Annotated in this window: 12 protein-coding genes and 1 pseudogene; 6 read left to right on the forward strand and 7 right to left on the reverse strand. The window is 40.5% G+C overall.

Features of this window, described 5'->3' with window-relative positions:
- The 4 genes from VE944_RS15925 to msrA form a co-directional block, all read right to left on the reverse strand.
- The coding region (locus VE944_RS15925; RefSeq protein WP_324978627.1) for an ABC transporter permease subunit at window positions 1-845 on the reverse strand (845 nt) is incomplete at its 3' end.
- Window positions 842-2,398: a sugar ABC transporter ATP-binding protein gene (locus VE944_RS15930; protein ID WP_324978629.1), complete on the reverse strand. Its 1,557-nt coding sequence runs from the start codon at window positions 2,396-2,398 to the stop codon at window positions 842-844. The genes VE944_RS15930 and VE944_RS15925, both read right to left, overlap by 4 nt.
- A 272-nt stretch (window positions 2,399-2,670) precedes the next feature.
- The gene (locus VE944_RS15935; RefSeq protein ID WP_324978631.1) at window positions 2,671-3,684 is read right to left on the reverse strand and encodes an ABC transporter substrate-binding protein; all 1,014 of its coding nucleotides are present in this window, start codon (window positions 3,682-3,684) and stop codon (window positions 2,671-2,673) included.
- 1,215 nt (window positions 3,685-4,899) lie between these two features.
- Window positions 4,900-5,568: a peptide-methionine (S)-S-oxide reductase MsrA gene (msrA, locus tag VE944_RS15940; RefSeq protein ID WP_324978633.1), complete on the reverse strand. Its 669-nt coding sequence runs from the start codon at window positions 5,566-5,568 to the stop codon at window positions 4,900-4,902.
- A gap of 189 nt (window positions 5,569-5,757) precedes the next feature.
- Here msrA and VE944_RS15945 point away from each other — a divergent pair.
- Window positions 5,758-6,192: pseudogene (locus tag VE944_RS15945) on the forward strand (YidH family protein); the annotation flags it as partial.
- 108 nt (window positions 6,193-6,300) lie between these two features.
- Here the strand turns inward: VE944_RS15945 and VE944_RS15950 are convergent.
- Window positions 6,301-8,484: a PD-(D/E)XK nuclease family protein gene (locus tag VE944_RS15950; RefSeq protein WP_324978635.1), complete on the reverse strand. Its 2,184-nt coding sequence runs from the start codon at window positions 8,482-8,484 to the stop codon at window positions 6,301-6,303.
- A gap of 87 nt (window positions 8,485-8,571) precedes the next feature.
- Here VE944_RS15950 and VE944_RS15955 point away from each other — a divergent pair, with 87 nt between their 5' ends.
- Both VE944_RS15955 and mltA read left to right on the forward strand, forming a co-directional pair.
- On the forward strand, window positions 8,572-9,915 hold the full coding sequence (locus VE944_RS15955; RefSeq protein ID WP_324978636.1) for a proton extrusion protein PcxA: 1,344 nt from the start codon (window positions 8,572-8,574) through the stop codon (window positions 9,913-9,915).
- Window positions 9,916-10,011: 96 nt separating this feature from the next.
- Window positions 10,012-11,277: a murein transglycosylase A gene (gene mltA / locus VE944_RS15960; RefSeq protein ID WP_324978637.1), complete on the forward strand. Its 1,266-nt coding sequence runs from the start codon at window positions 10,012-10,014 to the stop codon at window positions 11,275-11,277.
- Window positions 11,278-11,361: 84 nt separating this feature from the next.
- Here the strand turns inward: mltA and VE944_RS15965 are convergent, their stop codons facing one another.
- Window positions 11,362-11,595, reverse strand: coding sequence for a DUF3134 domain-containing protein (locus VE944_RS15965; protein WP_324978639.1), 234 nt, complete (start codon window positions 11,593-11,595; stop codon window positions 11,362-11,364).
- 202 nt (window positions 11,596-11,797) lie between these two features.
- On the reverse strand, window positions 11,798-12,226 hold the full coding sequence (locus VE944_RS15970) for a hypothetical protein (RefSeq protein ID WP_324978640.1): 429 nt from the start codon (window positions 12,224-12,226) through the stop codon (window positions 11,798-11,800).
- Between the two features lie 1,397 nt (window positions 12,227-13,623).
- On the opposite strand from VE944_RS15970, the gene VE944_RS15975 reads away from it, so the two are divergent.
- The 3 genes from VE944_RS15975 to VE944_RS15985 all read left to right on the forward strand — a co-directional run.
- On the forward strand, window positions 13,624-14,241 hold the full coding sequence (locus VE944_RS15975; protein WP_324978642.1) for a hypothetical protein: 618 nt from the start codon (window positions 13,624-13,626) through the stop codon (window positions 14,239-14,241).
- 25 nt (window positions 14,242-14,266) lie between these two features.
- Window positions 14,267-14,638, forward strand: a complete 372-nt coding sequence (locus VE944_RS15980) for a hypothetical protein (RefSeq protein ID WP_324978644.1) — start codon at window positions 14,267-14,269, stop codon at window positions 14,636-14,638.
- On the forward strand, window positions 14,592-16,948 hold a 2,357-nt coding region (locus tag VE944_RS15985; RefSeq protein ID WP_324978646.1), incomplete at its 3' end, for a hypothetical protein. The genes VE944_RS15980 and VE944_RS15985, both read left to right, overlap by 47 nt.

The following is a 16,948-nucleotide window of genomic DNA, read 5'->3' on the forward strand; positions in this document are numbered from 1 at the left end:
ATAGTACCAATACCGCCTGTGAAGCTGGTTCCACCTAGAATAACAGCTGCGATCGCATCTAATTCGTAACCTTGACCTAAGATGCCACTAGCACTATAAAGACGGCTGGCACTCATGATTCCTGCTAAACCTGCCAGTAATCCACTAATACCATAGACAAATAGCAAGACCCGATTAACTTTAATCCCTGTTAATCTGGCTGCCCGTTCGTTACCACCAACGGCATATATCTGCACTCCTAAAACAGTTTGCCGCAAGACAAACCAGCTAGCTATCACAGTCAGTAGTGCAATTATCACTAGCCAAGGAATCGGGCCGATATAGGTATTACCTACCCAAGCAAAATTTATGTCACGGTTAATCAGCGTTGTCCCCTTGGCAACTAAAAAGGCAACACCCCGCAAGGCTGTAAGTGAACCCAAGGTGACAATAAAAGGTGGTACATCCAAAAAGGTGATGATAGCGCCGTTGACTAAGCCTAAAAGCAATCCTGCGAGCAACGCAGCAGGCACGGCCGCCCAACTCAAAGCTGGCAGTAGTGATACCAGTAAGGCAACTACGGCAGAAACACCCAACATTGAACCAACAGAAAGGTCAATACCTCCGGTGAGAATTACAAAGGTCATTCCTGTCGCCAGCACAATATTGATTGATGACTGGCGCAAAATATTAACGATGTTACCGGCTGTGAGGAAGTTGGGAGAAAGGAATGCAAATAAGATGCAGATAATTATTAGGATTGGCAGAATTCCGGCAACTTCCAATAGACTGCTAATTGATTTGCGGTTGCGGGATGCGGGATTGTTGGCTAATTTATTGGCAGGCGGTCTGACTGTCTGACTCATGATTCTAATACCTCCGATGCTCCAGTTGCATAGTGCATAATCTTTTCTTGGGTGATTTCTTTACCAAGACTGCCGTCCAGTTCGCCTACCAGCTGGCCTTCTCGCATGACTAAGACGCGATCGCTCATACCAACAATCTCTGATAGTTCGCTGGAAACCATTAAAATAGCGATACCTTGTGCTGCCAATTCGCTCATAATTCGGTAAATTTCGCTTTTGGCACCGATATCTACGCCGCGTGTTGGCTCATCTAACATCAAAACTCTCGGTTTAATGGCTAACCAACGCGCTAGCAGTAGCTTCTGCTGATTCCCACCAGAAAGATCGAGCGCTCTAATTTCCAAATTGGCTAGGCGGATATTAAAGTTTTCCACCGCGTCTGTTGACAGCCGATTAACTGAACCCCAGTTAACAACTCCAACTTTTGCATCCTGCTTGAGTGTGTTGATGGCAATATTCTTGCGGGCGCTCATCTCCAGAAATAAACCTTGATCTTTGCGGTCTTCTGGGACGTAGCCAATTCCGGCCGCAATGGCATCACTAGGGCTATTAATTTCCAGTTTTTTGCCATTCAAGAATACCTCACCACTGGCTTTGCGGTCTGCACCAAAAACTAGCCGGGATAGTTCTGTGCGTCCTGCACCAACCAGCCCGGCTAAACCAACTATTTCTCCAGCATGAACTTTAAAACTAGTCGGCTCAACCTTCTTACGCGCATCGCTCATATTTCTGACTTCCAGCACGACTGGGCCCGGATGCATTTGTCGTTGATGTTCGTAAAAGTCTTGTATGGAGCGACCAACCATCATCTGCACCAATCGTTGGGGAGAAATTTCACTGCGTGTCAAACTGCCAATATATTGACCATCGCGCAGCACGCTAATCCGGTCAGCTAGGGCATAGATTTCTTCCATGCGATGGCTGATGTAGATAATGGCAATGCCGTCACGCCGTAGTTTGCGAATTACTTCAAACAAATGCTCACTTTCGCGGTCAGACAGTGCTGCTGTTGGCTCATCCATCACCAAAACGCGGCTTTTGTCCTTCAACGCCCTGGCAATTTCTACTTGCTGCTGTTCTGCGATCGCTAAGGTACTAACTACAGTCTGCGCTGTAAAATTAGCTCCAAGGCTTTCCAGCACTTGCTCTGCTTCGTGTTGCATAGCTTTGCGGTCTAAAAGCTGACCTCGCCGCAACTCGCTACCCATAAACATATTTTCGGCAACGGTTAAATTAGGTGCAACATTCAGTTCTTGATAGATGAGATTAATACCCGCCTTACGTGCTGTCGCCGGATCGGTAATTTTCAGGGGTTGACCATTGATGCGAATTTCTCCTTCATCAGCAATGTAAGCCCCAGCTAGGATTTTCATCAATGTGCTTTTACCTGCTCCGTTTTCACCCATGAGGGCGTGAACTTCTCCTGGATAAATCGTCAGATTGACATTTTGGAGTGCAGATACACCATGAAATCGTTTCGTAATTCCCTGCATTTCTAACACCGGAGTGGTGGTTGGTGTATCAGGAAATGAGTTTTCAATAGTTGTTGTCATGAGCAGAACTTTTAAAAAGAATTGAAAATTTGCAGATGTGAGTTATAAATCAATAAACTCACACCTGATGTGAAATTAAAATCATCACAAAATCATCTTTTAAAAACCGACCATTATCTTGGAAAATTCTAAAGTCCGTCTTCCAAAATTTAGGGCTTTTCGCAAATGCATCTATATACATCATGGGTATGTGCAAAAAGTCTGTCAATGCACCAAAAGACTCAATTCAGATTAAGATTACTTGTTAATTTACAGTTAACAATTTGTATTATTTACCAGCCTTTTTCTGTGCTGATATTATTTTTGGTGATCAACTTAACTGGAATCAAAATGGTAGGATTGCTAGGTTTTCTACCATTTAAGATGTCATATCCAACCTGAACTGCTTTTCGGGCCATTCCTCGGGGATTTTGAGTAGCAGTTGCAGCATATAAACTATTTTTAGTAGCGATCGCAGTGATTGCTTCTGGCGCACCATCAACCCCTACAATAAAGAATTCTTTCCGTTGTGCTTGGTTTGCTGCTAGTTCTGCGCCAAGTCCACTCGGATCGTTGATGGCAAAAACAGCATCAATCTTCGGAAAGGTTGTGAGCAAATCACTCATAACTCTGAGTCCTCCATCCCTACTACCCTCTGCATTCTGGTTTTTGGAGAGGATTTTGATATCGGGATATTTGGATAATACATTTTCGCAGCCAGTAATTCGCTGAATCACCGAGTCTACTGGTGGCCCGTTAACTATTACTACATTGCCTTTACCTTTGAGGCGGTCAGCAATATATTTACAACTAACTTCTCCAGCTTGGACATTATTAGTAGTGATGGTGGCATCCACACCTCCTTCAGCGCCTGTGTCTACAGCAATAACAATTTTACCTGCTTGTTTTGCCCTTTCAACTATTGGTCTAATTCCGCTTTTATCAGCAGCATTTAAAACAATGATGTCAGCATTGGCAGCAGTAAAGTTTTCAATTTGATTGGCTTGTTGGTTGAGGTCATAAGCACTGGAAGCTACAATCACAGTGACATCTTTTCCGCCAATTCTCTTCGCTTCTGCTTCAACTGCTTGTCCCATAACGACGAAGAAAGGGTTACTTAGATCGCCAACGGTGAAGCCAACCGCTCGTAATTTTTTATTCCCAGTGACGGTTTTAGTTTCTGCACTAGTATTGATTGCAGTATTAGTACCAGTAGTATTAATAGCAGTGTTGTCATTTTGAGCGCCATTTGTGCAACCAACAACAGCCAAACCTAATATACCAGCTATGAGCAGAATTCTTTTCATATTCATCTATTTTTACAACCGATTTAAATTTGAAAGAGGTCAGTAGAATATAAAGTTGGAAAGCTATCACGATATGAGCTAAATCTAAAGACTTCAGATATAACCTAGCAATATTGCTAGTTTTGGTAATTTCAACTACTCTCAAATGTCTTATAATAATGTGGTTTTATTTGAGTTAGCGCTATTAATTTCTCTAAATTAGATGTTTTATTTTTTCAAACAAAACTATAAGCGCTACACTACGTCCCAAAATCACATTTTTTTGTGAAACAACATTTGGAAGTGGTGGGCTAAAAACAGCTTTTAACTAAAATTAGTAGAACTGATCTTATCAAAGTGGGAAATTTGCATTTCCTATTACATTGTTTTAGTTTAACGTGCATTATTGCAAATACGATCCCCGTTTATCGAACTTTACAAAATTAAGAAACCTATTCTATCTCTATGTAGTTTAAGGTTTTACCACTAAAGCATTTGCGAAAATTAAGTGATTTTCAGCCGAGGTGGAGTTGAAAAAAAGTTAATAAGCTGTTACGTATACAACTTGCATTATCAGGGCGGGCAAGATGCCCACCCTACAATCATATTGAAAAAATATTAGTGCAAATTAAAGGCGCAACAGCTTATAATATATTTAACTCAAGCAAAATTGAGAAAGTTAATACTATAGGAGGAAAATATTTGCTTTTAAATCTATCTTATAGGGGTAGAATAATATGCCGACTATTATAAATAAAAATAATTTTTTGTTCTTTTCGTAGTTAACTAAAATATGCCTGTATTTGTTAAATGCTACTTTCGTACTCTAGCTTATGCATAAGTGTGCAAGACCTGTATTGAAATTATTTTTGCACACGTATGCAAAAATAAATTGTTAGGTTTATTTATGTCTCAGTAAGGATAGCTTTGTATAGATTTATGCACACCTATGCATAAATGTTACTAAAATATAACCTCATCTTTTGTTCTACACACCTGTGAAAAGTTAACAAAGTATAGGGGTTAATTCTCCATCCCCAAAGGGAATTGCTTGTTTTGGGTTGGGGTTTAAATCCCCAGACGCTCGCAGACTCGCTAACGCTTCGCTATCTCAAAACGTAATTGCGTTAGCGACGCGCAAGGCGAGTCCGCGATAGCGACGCAGGAGCGTCGCGTCATTGCGAATTGCGAATTGGTTTAACTCATGTTAAATTGACTACCTTACCAACTCAATTTCTAACTACTAAGTTGCGATTCAACTACACCCACGGGACAAGATACGTTTGTCCCTCCTAAACCACAATAGCCGTTGGGATTTTTAGCCAGGTATTGCTGATGGTAAGCTTCGGCATAATAGAATTCCGGCGCATCCAAGATTTCTGTAGTAATCTTGCCATAACCTGCACCGTTGAGAGCTTCCTGATAAGCTTCGCGCGATGATTCTGCTAGTTGCTTTTGACTTTCGGAATATACATAAATTCCCGAACGGTATTGAGTGCCAGCATCATTACCTTGGCGCATTCCTTGGGTAGGATTGTGGCTTTCCCAAAAGACTTTGAGCAGTTCGGAATAACTAATTAGTTTGGGATCAAATACAACTAACACCACTTCATTGTGACCAGTTCGCCCACTACATACCTCTTCATAAGTGGGGTTGGGTGTGAACCCAGCAGCGTAACCCACTGCGGTGGTGTAAACTCCTTTAAGTTGCCAGAATTTGCGTTCTGCACCCCAAAAACAGCCCAAGCCAAAAATTACCTTCTCTAATCCATCGGGATAAGGGGGTTGTAAGGGATTTTTGTTGACATAATGAGCCGCAGGTACTGAGATAGATTGTGCCCTTCCTGGCAAAGCTTCCTCAGGTGTAGGCATAACTGACTTTTTGCCAAATCCGAATAGTCCCATTGATTTTGATGATATATATCTTTACCTTATTTACTATTGTAAAGATTCTCGCGATCGCTTGGGGTTTTCTCAGAGTCCTAAGTACAGACTTTTACTTCAATGCACTTTGTTAACCTTGTGGCGCTAGTCCATGTTATTTATCAATGTTATGGATACTTTTCAAGGGTAAATTGGCGTCAGAAAATACTCATGGATAAAATACCAAAAATTGATCGTCAAAGGGAGCATCAAGCAAACGAACGTACCTTTCTAGCTTGGCTACGCACTTCTATTGCATTGATTAGCTTTGGTTTTGCTATTGCGCGATTTGGTATATTTCTGCGCCAGTTGAATATTGCTATTACTCAACAAGAACCTCCGGTAAATCCATTATCCAATTCGGAAAATTTGGGTTTGGCTTTGGTAATTTGTGGAATTTTGACTGTTGCCTTAGCTGCGTGGCGATACAACCAAGTTTTCTGGCAAATTGAACGAGCAGATTATAGACCAAATAGGTTAATGGTTTGGATAATGACCGGAGTAGTAATTATTTTAGGACTTCTCAGTATTCCTTTGCTTTTGAGGCGTGATCAAGTCCCCGCTCGTTCTCCTGTTCTAATTCAACCACAGTCCCGAAATTTGCAAAGATTAACCCCAAACCTCAATGTTCAAAAAGGGACAATTACTACTCAATACAAAAAAATATTTTACAACAAAATCCCCGACTTCTTTAAGAAGTTGGGAATCTGAGCCTTAGTTAGCAGTAGCCTCAGAAATAACCGTCACACAAGCATTCACTAAGGGTAACAGCGGCCCTAGTTGTTCTTGTCCATTCACTGCTAAATCGCTGTGACACAAATAAACTCTCTCGGATACACGAGACAGTAAATCTGTCAATATTTTTCGCAGTCTTTGTTCTTCTGCCAATTTTTCATCTTCTGCTGTCCAAGGTTCGCCTAACCTATCTCGTAGGAAAAAAGGCGCACCAAACAAAGTTGCTGCACCACCTTTCGCCCATAGAGGTGAACCAGCATCCAGCCAAAAATGCCAACGGTGCGATCGCCTACTAGATCGATATTGAAATATAGTTGCTAAGGTGACAGCCTTTCTGGCTCCACCAATGGGACGCACAGGGTAAGGATTGGCGGTGATTGTACCACGTTGCAGTAATTGAATGAATTCAATAATAGTTGTGTGAGGCGTTGTCTCAACTGGGGCAATTTGTCGTAATCTGGTGTCGATTTCCCAGTAATGTTGAGCCGTTTCTAATAATTCTCGTAATGCTGCTAGTTGCTCGTAGGGGAGATTGCTACCATTCCACAAAAAGCGCTGAATTGCTCTGTCTAACAGGGAAATGGGACTGGGAATTAACCGCAGTTCTTGTTGCGATCGCTGTTGTTCTAACCACTGCAATATCTCATTATATGCTGTAGTTCCTGCATAGCCGATTCTATCCCAGCGCTCGAAGGCTGACACTGGTAGCAAGTTGGGGCGATCGGGATGCGGTACAAAGCAGTAATCTGCAATCAAACCAGCGCGAACCGGATCAATATCAGTGTTCAATGGGGAGTGGGGAGTGGGGAGTGGGGAGTTATCTGCTGGTTGTTGTTTCCTACTCAAGACAACTAGCATTTCTGCGACGGCATCCCGGTCTACGAGGCGTCCCAAGCCGGGATAAACTAGTGCCAGCATGGTGAGTAATGCGCGAATGACGGGTGAACTAACTAAAGGACGTTGGTCATTCAACGATTCTACCTGGATGTTTTGCTTAACAAGGATTTCTACTAGAGTATAACGAGCGATCGCATCTAAACCTGGTGCAATAATCGCCACTTCTTCTGGTTCTATTTGCTGTGATTGGATGGCATTAGCAATTTCCTCTGCTGTTTGCCGCAATAGTTGGGCGCGGGAGGTGGTTTGAATTGAATGCACGGTTTTTGGTAAGCTCAACAGTACCATCGGTTCTGTGAGTAATTCCACCATCTGTTTAGCTTGCTCACCAAGGGACTCTGGAGGAGGCCCGGTCAAGATTTCAACCCGACAACGTTCTGCTAACCCTTCTAGGTAGTTGGGGTCTGCTCCCAATCCCAATCGCACTGCACCATCGGGATTGTAACTAAACGCCCCGACTGCACCTTGATTTAATAGCAATTCAAACAAAAGACGCGCTACGCTAGGATAATCATCTACATCATCCGCCAGTACCGCCTGATAGCGTTTAGTTAGGTACTGCTGATAATTGCGATCGCTTAATAAATGCTGACTATACAGTTCAGTAATAATGCCATAAGTTAGTAACCCCCTCTCTAAACACCAGTTACGCCAATCTAGGAGCAAAGAGGCGAGAAATTCCGGCTCTAAAGTTGTAGGATTTTCCCCCAGACCCCTTGTCAAAATCTGGGCAATATCTTCGCAAGGTACACCACTGTAAGCTGCTAATTGCAATAAGTCGAGAATGCGACGCACCAAGCGAGATTCATTTACTCCCGCAACACGTAAAATTTCTTCGTCTAATTGGGGACGCCAGAGTTTGGTTGCTAACTCTTGCTCCGTTTCTGGGCGCAATCTTACCGGAAACTGTGCCTTCAGGCTCAACGAGTTAATTAGCAATGGCCAAAATAAAATAACTTCATCCTGAAAAAAACCTAGCGGTGTCTTGGCACGCACTGGATATTTTCCTAAAGTAGATGTAACAATTATATCTCCCAATTCTCGCCGATTATCATCATTAGCAGCTAAGACTAAAACTCCTGGCTCTGTTTGTTTAAGATATAAAAATTCGGGTATATGAACGCCTTTTTTACGTGATATTTTTTTAGTATAAAATGATTCATCGTACTGCTTCTTAGGTTGTACCCAACTACAAAATTGCTCTACCAAACGAGCTGTCTTACCACTGCGGCTAGTGCCAACAATCCAAACCGAATGAGAAACCACAAACTTCCTCCTTATAGATTTGCTAGTATATCTCGTGCGTTAACTTAAGGTTAAGAATCACCAAATAATGCTGGATGATTATCTCCAATGAAAAACTCTGTTTTTAGCCAAAAAATATATTCTTTCTTACTTGATACTTACCGATGGTATTTACAAACTCCTGAACGTTCTTTAGATCAAGCTTACGATGCAGCATTAAAAATTAAGGAAATAGAAAATAAGCATTTTAATGGTAATAAAATAGACATTGACTCAGCCATGTACAGTAACAGCGTGATGGATTATTTTGAGTCAGACTTAAAAAAGCTATTAAAAACTGCCAAGATGCGGCTTACAGAGTTTAGAGCAAGCCGTTGGTTTCTAGATGAAGAGAATCAAAAAGCTGCTCAAAAAGCAGGTATAGAGCATCCCAGTCCTTCTTTGGTTTTGGAAAAGCTTAACTTTATCGATCAAGTTATATCCAAATACACAATAATTTCTGATCAGATAACTTCTAAAGCTTTAGTAGTCAAACCTCCAAATATACCAGTTGATCCTGTAATATCTGAGGACAATCTGCTGCGTGTTAACGCTCCAATACCACCAAAAATAACAGTTCAAAGCTCGGATAACAGACCAAAATCAAAGCTTAAAGCCGATACAATGGGCGTTTTACCTCGCTCTATTTTAAGTACTATCACTCGTCTACAAGTTGAATTAGATCCGAATTCTGAACAAGAAGTGATTCAGAATTTTCGTCAAACTCAAAGAAGAACAATAATATCTATTAGATTTATTTTACTATTAGTTATTGTACCACTTTTGACGCATCAGATAGCAAAAGGTTTTGTAGTAGGCCCACTTGTTGAGGAGTTTAGAGACACTGACCAAATGCAGATATTCCTTAATTCCGAAATGGAAGAGGAAGCCCTTGTCCAATTACAAAGATTTGAAGAAAAACTCAAATTTGAAAATTTCATTAGAAATGCCCCGCCACTGTTGCCCAATCAGATAGAAATTGAAATGAAAAAGAGGGCGGGTGAGATTGCTGAGGAATTTCGTAACGAAAGCTCTAATGCTATCAAAAATGTTTTTGCAGATATTTTCTCGGTGGGTGCTTTTATTTGGCTTTTACTCGTCAGCAAGTCTTCTATTGCTGTGATTAAAGATTTCTTTGATCGTATTGTCTATGGACTTAGTGATAGTGCCAAGGCATTTATCATTATTTTATTTACCGATATATTTGTAGGTTTCCACTCTCCTCATGGCTGGGAAGTACTCTTAGAAGGTGTATCGCGTCATTGGGGATTACCAGCAAATCGAGATTTTATCTTCTTATTTATTGCTACATTTCCAGTAATTTTAGATACTATATTTAAATATTGGATATTCCGATATTTGAACCGGATATCGCCTTCAGCAGTTGCAACTTACCGCAATATGAATGAATAGGGAGTGGGGAGTGGGGGAAGATTTTGATATTGTCAAATAATTACATTGTTTTTGAATTTAAGGGAAGTGGGATAATATCAAAAATTTTTAATTTTGATGAAAAAAACGCTTGCTGGGTTAGGAAAGTTTAACAAAGTTATCACCATCAGCTTACCTGTAGTTTTGTCAATTTTCCTGGTGCGTATGCAATCTTTAGCGTATCAGGAACTTAGCCCGCCTGAATGTCGCGTGAAAAAGTGGGATATACCAGTTTCATCGACTGCTGAAAATCAAAAAGCACCATTAATTCAGAGGCTACCAGTTACTTGTTGTCAAGGTGATACCTCTTGTTTTGATGAAGTTCTCTATGGAGAAATACCAGACAAAAAGGCGCTGTTAAGTGCGATCGCTCGCAGTCTGCAATACCTGCAAACGGCTAATGCTGCGGCTGCTTATCAAAACTATCAGGTGGCACAGATTAGGCGCGATCGCGTCATTAAAAGCTTGAAAAGATTCCGCGAACTCCTACTAACAACTAATTCTGCAACAGAATTACATCAAGCCATCGAACGGGAATTTGTTCTTTACCAGTCAGTCGGTAAAGACACCAAAGGTTCCGTTTTATTCACCGCCTATTATGAACCGCTTTACGCAGCCAGTCGCGTCCCCACAGCAGAATATCGTTATCCTGTTTATCAATTACCTCCTGATTTAAACTCCTGGACTAAACCTCATCCTACCCGTGAAGAATTAGAAGGAGCAGATGGTTTACAAGCTGCAAAAGGAAAATTACGAGGATTAGAGTTGTTTTGGTTTCGCGATCGCCTTGAACCATATCTAGCTCAAATTCAAGGTTCAGCACGACTTCAGCTTCCTGATGGTAGTCAGACAACAATCGGCTATGCGGGTAATATTGCTTATAACTACAAAAGCATTGGGCGAGAATTAGCGAATGATGGCAAATTACCGCTAGAAGGGATGACTATGCCAATTATTCTGGACTATTTCCAAAAGCATCCCCAAGAATTAAATATTTATATTCCGCGCGATCGCAGTTTTGTTTTTTTTCAAGAAAACCACGGTGAACCAGCCCAAGGTTCTATCAACGTACCACTAACAGCAGAGCGTTCTATCGCTACAGATAAATCCCTCATGCCCCCTGGTGCTTTAGCGTTGATTCGCGCCTCTATTCCCTTTGTTAATCCTACCGGAAAAATAGAGGAGCGCATCGTTAGTCGCTATGTTCTTGACCAAGATGCTGGAGGTGCAATTAAAGGTGCAGGTAGGGTAGATTATTTTTTAGGTACTGGGAAATTAGCAGGCGATCGCGCTGGTGTCACAGTCAGTAATGGACAATTATTTTATCTATTACTTAAACACTAATACTAAGATTCCCGACTTTTTAGAAAAGTCGGGAATCAATGAAATGTTTAGGGTAACTACGAATTATGAATTACGAATTACGAATTACGCTTCTATATCCATATCACTATCATCATCGTCATGATCGTAAGGGATATCATCAAGGTCTATCATTTCTGAAATTTCTTCTACTTCAGTTAAATACTCAGATTCTTGATGTTCCCGTTCTATTAGACGACCAGTTGACTTTAACCATTCCAAGAGAATAAACTCATTACTTGTACGAATTACAGGCGCTCGCTGGTTACGAGGTTCTTCACGCAAAGGACTTGTAGGCATAAAAAAAACTCACTTTCAATTCAGGGTCACTGTGCAAAAACAGGAAAATTGTCCACTAGGGTCAAAAGCCTTGTATAACAAGTCTTTTCTCAACAGATTAAATACGAACCATTGAGTTTTTTATTCTCTTGTCCGTTTAATTACTTACCATTAAAATGTCTTCGCGTCAGTTCTAATAATAAATCTTCAAGCGGACGCCAACTCACAATGTATTTGATACCTTGGCGAGAGTTTCATACATATCAGATGGTAATGCAGACAATCTGTTCGCTACAGCGACTGCATCAGCTAAGTTGCTAAATTGACACCGGACAATTTCTTGTCCATTTCCTGAGGGGAATCGCTTCCTAGCTTTGTTAGAGACAGCACAAATAATCGCTAAAGCTTTGGCGAATCCATCTTTTGTCAATATTGTTTCTTTAGCAAATCCTTCAACAGGGATAAGGCAGACCTCAAATCGATAGCCAGGTCTGGGAGAAACAGCTATGTCGATATAGGGTTTATCTTCTTTCCTGATTCTGCGTAAATATTGGGCAGTCGAATTAGTATCATGCAAATCAGTCCCAAGGGCATAAGTAAAAAAGCAATCTTCTGTGAGGGATTCAGGACGGGTAATTATATCCGTTGGCATAAGTTCAAGTATTTTTCGTATGTTGTCTGGGTTTGTGATACAATTTACTGTCCAATCCCACTTACTTAAGCAAAAATTGCTGCCATGTGCCTGACTTCTTCAATAAGTCGAAGATATAAATCTAGCTTAAATAAGTAGCATTCTAATACAGATCGGCGGAAATAAACCTACCATTCCAAACAGCCAGGAAACCTAAAATTAAAGCATTTTGACTTCCGCCTTGCAATACCAGTTTCACCCAATGTATTCCAATACAGTAATATAAACTGACATAAAACACCTCTAGAATCAAATGGTGTAGACACCTTTAGAATCAAGGGGTGTAGAGATATAGATTCGGAGAGGTGTCTATATAGTCAGTCACATGACCGAAAATATTTCTCAATATACTTAATCATAACATAGTTGACCGTTGAACTTTTTTTACCTAAATCGGAGAGATCGCAAAAGCCTATCGTAGATAAGGCATCGCTTAATTTACAGTCGAAAAAATTTAGAGTTTAATAAAACCTATTGCAAAAGTCCCTAACACCCCACCCCCAACCCCTCCCCGCAAGCGGGGAGGGGAGGCAAAGCGTAGCTTTGGGGGGGTGGGGTTCTTGTTTTTGACTTATACAAGAGGTCTAATACATAGATTCTTTGCTCAATGGCAACCTATACCTGAAATGCCATAAAAGCTTGGATAGTACAGATGCTCACCTTAAAAAGGCTAGTGCTATAAACTTTGTTATTGATTCTATCCAGATAACGCACTTTGCACTTAGTTGCAAAAACAGCTTTCTATTTGTAAGTATTTTTTCAAAAATTAAATAGGATTGCGATATTTAGCTGAAAGGATAAAGTGTAGTCTATTTCCTGCTAGTAACGGTAGACTGAAATTAACTACATGCGAATGGTAGTGTTAACACAATCAATCTCCAAAATTATTCCCAAAGGGCTTTGCAGATGGAACACTTAGCTACAACGGTGTGAACTCCCCCAAACTTGTAGCCATTAATGTAGTATATTTTGTAAGGTCTTATCCATACAAAACAGTGGCTTGGAGTAATAAAATGTTTACTATAGAACTTGTAACTATGCTCCCAAGCATTTTATCGCGTTTCTACCGATACTAACTTCTCGTTGAGGCAAAAGCGCTGGCATAGAAACAGCTTAGGAGGACTCTAGCAGTTCTGCTTTAAAGCTCGAAACCTAGTTTCTCAAACCATGCATACTTCTTTGTTAAACCAAAATTAATATTTAATTAACTTAAATGAATAATAGTTTGTATCCAAAATAACATTTTACTGAAAAGTTTATAATTTTATTAAAAATAAATGTTAAATCATGTTAAATTGACTTAAATATTGTAAATTTTTAGACAATAAACACTCAAGTACACCATAGGAAAATTAGCAATGTCTAGACAAAGTTCTCACAAGAGAAACTTTTTCAAAGCTTTAACTGGTAGCGCACTCAAAGGATCTCAGAAGTTAAAACTGGGGCTGAAATCCAGCTTGATTATTCTGGGGGAATCTGTACCCTTTTTAATTGCTTGTGCTGTACTTGTAAGCGTTATCAGCCTAAATAGTCCTATTTTGCTTTTTTGTTTACTAGTTGGTAGTTTAATTGCAGTCATCACCCAGCAGATTGGGCAACAGGTGAATTTACCAAGGCGATCGCTAATAATATTACAAATATTAGCAGCAGCCGTAATTTTGAGTTTGTATTGGTTAGACTGGTTTGCAGCCCCTGCACAAGCACAGTTTTTTGGAGAAGCTGAAAGGTTTTTCAAAAGAAACTTAGGTGGAGCGCAAACAGCTGGTGGTGGTAGTGAAGCAGCAATAAGTTTAATATTTAATGTGTTGCGGGCGATATACTTACTCTATATTGCAATTTCTCTAGTTGGTGTGATTAATGCAGTGCGTAAAGATGAGGATTGGCAAAGTATTGCTAGAACTCCCCTATTAGTTGTTGTTGCTGTTACCGTTGCTGATGTACTCACACGCTTTGTAATTGGGCCACAAGGGCAGTAAATAATTCAGATATTTCATATTTCAAATGTCTCAAGAGCGGGAACAAGATTTTCGTCCAGTCAATCAGGTTCTAGGAAGCCAACCCTCATTAGGGCCAATCCCTGCCGATCAAATTCTTCCTTGGACTGTAATTGCCTTAGCCTCCTACTTTATTGTCAACGGAGTTTTTGGTGGCATTTTCCAAGAAGAATTTCAAAAGTGGTTGTGGACAATACTAATGACTGGTTGGGGAATAGGAACTTGGTGGATTTTAACTGGTGGTAGGAGTTGGAGTTTTTTAAGTAAGTTTATAGGCGTTCCCGCTTGGACAAGAGGCTTTGCTCGTTATCAAAGCTTATTGGAAGTTAACAATGAAGCAAAAAATCGGAAAACAAAGCGTCGGCGTCGCCGGAAATGAAGGTAGATTAACACCATTTGAAGATGCCTTGCACTTGGCGACAATGCTACGTGTCGCAATGAATGGACGTGATATTGGCGCTTACCTTTTGACAAAAGGCACTCAAAGAGATCGGTTTTGCTTTGTTTTTGGTTTTGACTGTAAGGGAATTCATACCACTTTAAGAGCCGAACAAATCGATACACTCTTTAATAACATTGAAGCCGGATTGAAAGACATTCCTAGCGGTGAAAGAATGACACTGCATTTAGGATCTTTTAGTTCCGACAAAGAGCGCCAAAAAGAATTACTATCGCTAATCAGAAATGCGCCATCACGAGATATCAAATACTTGTTGATGGCAGAAAGAGCCAGAGTCAAAGAATTAACTATTTCTGGTGTTCGCAAGCCGAAATTTTTACGGATTTATGTCACTTACACCATTGAATCCAACTCCAAAAATGCAGATGATTGGATAGAGAAGCTTTTAGTTAGAGCTGAATCATGGTGGTTAAAATTTAAAGGGGATCTCTCAGATGTAGAAAACCAGCGCATAGAAACGCTGATAATAAATGCTTACAAGCAAGGTTTTCTACGCTGGGAACAAATTTTATCTAATCAAATGGGATTGGATGTCAAACCTTTGAAAGCTGATGAACTCTGGGAGGGCATCTGGAAAAGGTTTAATGATACCCAGCCAATACCAATTCCCCAGTTGATGACTTTAGATGAACAAGGGCTACACGAGCAAGTTAATTCAGATTTAGCTAGTACTAAATTGCTTCTAGAGAATATCCACGGTACAACTTTGCTGATGGAGTCTAGTGTACCTTGTGCCGATCGCCGTTGGGTTAATGTTAACAATCGTTATATTGGTGCATTGTCATTTTTGGAAAAACCCGGAGGTTGGGTAAATAAATCTACTCAACTACGATATTTATGGGAACTTTTGGCCAGAGAAACAGTAGTAGATACAGAGATTTTTTGTGAGTTGACTGCGGCAAATCCAGCAATGGTGAAAACTACTTTACAACGAGTCTTGAAGCAGTCAAACATGACGACAATCATGGCTCAAGAAAAAAGTAAAACTATTGATGTCAACGCGCAATTAAAGTTGAAGAAATCGGTAGCAGCACAAGAACAATTATTTGAAGGTGCAGTCCCGATTTATACGAGTATCGTTATTTTGGTACATCGTTCAACTGTCGATAAATTAGATGAGGCAACAAGATATATTGAAAACTGTTTTCAACGTCCAGCAAAATTAATTAGGGAAACTGAATACGCCTGGAAAATTTGGCTGCAAACTCTACCAATAGTTTGGGAAGGTTTGTTAGCGACACCTTTCAATCGTCGCCAGCTATATTTAACCAGTGAAGTTCCCGGATTAATGCCTTTAGTTTTAACTAAACAGGGTGATAAACAAGGCTTTGAGTTGATTGCTGAAGAAGGCGGGACACCCATACATTTAGATTTGTTTAATCAACACAAAAATTTAGCTTTATTTGCGACAACTCGTGCTGGTAAATCGGTGTTGGTATCAGGAATTTTAACTCAGGCTTTGGCACATGGTATTCCTGTTGTGGCGTTAGATTTCCCGAAACCTGATGGGACATCTACTTTCACTGACTATACAGAATTTATGGGGGCCAATGGAGCGTATTTCGATATCTCCAAACAATCAAATAACTTATTTGAACAGCCAGACTTACGATCGCTAGATCCAGAACAACAGCGCGATCGCTTTAACGATTATACCGCCTTCCTAGAATCAGCTTTGATGACAATGGTTTTAGGATCATCCACTGAAAGTCAAATTTTATCGCAAACGGTGCGATCGCTCCTCAACTTAGCATTAGAAGCCTTTTTTGCTGATGAGGGTATAAAAGAGCGATATCGACAGGCGATGGCGGGAGGATTTGGTACTCAGGCTTGGCTGAAAACGCCTACCTTAAAAGATTTTCTGTTTTTCTGTTCATCAGAACACTTGCAGCTAAATACTTTAACTGGCAGAGTAGAAGACGCGCTTAGTCAAATTCAGTTGCGCTTACGGTTCTGGCTTTCTAGTCGCGTAGGACAAGCCATTTCTGCACCATCGAGCTTTCCTACCGATGCACAACTATTAGTTTTTGCTCTGAGAAACCTATCAGATAGTGAAGATGCAGCCGTACTATCTCTGAGTGCCTATTCAGCAGCATTACGACGCGCATTAGGTAGTCCAGCTTCTATATTCTTCATTGACGAAGCACCAATTCTATTTGAATTCGAGCAAATTTCTGACTTAGTTGGCAGAGTTTGTGCAAACGGCGCTAAAGCCGGTATCAGAGTCAT

The organism is Nostoc sp., from assembly GCF_035638895.1.
Taxonomy (GTDB): Bacteria; Cyanobacteriota; Cyanobacteriia; order Cyanobacteriales; family Nostocaceae; genus Nostoc.

What these genes read in the sequence shown, in the direction of transcription:
- VE944_RS15930 (WP_324978629.1), bottom strand. Translation starts at nt 2,398, where the DNA reads ATGACAACAACTATTGAAAACTCATTTCCTGATACACCAACCACCACT.
- VE944_RS15935 (WP_324978631.1), bottom strand. Translation starts at nt 3,684, where the DNA reads ATGAAAAGAATTCTGCTCATAGCTGGTATATTAGGTTTGGCTGTTGTT.
- msrA (WP_324978633.1), bottom strand. Translation starts at nt 5,568, where the DNA reads ATGGGACTATTCGGATTTGGCAAAAAGTCAGTTATGCCTACACCTGAG.
- VE944_RS15955 (WP_324978636.1), top strand. Translation starts at nt 8,572, where the DNA reads ATGAAAAACTCTGTTTTTAGCCAAAAAATATATTCTTTCTTACTTGAT.
- mltA (WP_324978637.1), top strand. Translation starts at nt 10,012, where the DNA reads ATGAAAAAAACGCTTGCTGGGTTAGGAAAGTTTAACAAAGTTATCACC.
- VE944_RS15965 (WP_324978639.1), bottom strand. Translation starts at nt 11,595, where the DNA reads ATGCCTACAAGTCCTTTGCGTGAAGAACCTCGTAACCAGCGAGCGCCT.
- VE944_RS15970 (WP_324978640.1), bottom strand. Translation starts at nt 12,226, where the DNA reads ATGCCAACGGATATAATTACCCGTCCTGAATCCCTCACAGAAGATTGC.
- VE944_RS15975 (WP_324978642.1), top strand. Translation starts at nt 13,624, where the DNA reads ATGTCTAGACAAAGTTCTCACAAGAGAAACTTTTTCAAAGCTTTAACT.
- VE944_RS15980 (WP_324978644.1), top strand. Translation starts at nt 14,267, where the DNA reads ATGTCTCAAGAGCGGGAACAAGATTTTCGTCCAGTCAATCAGGTTCTA.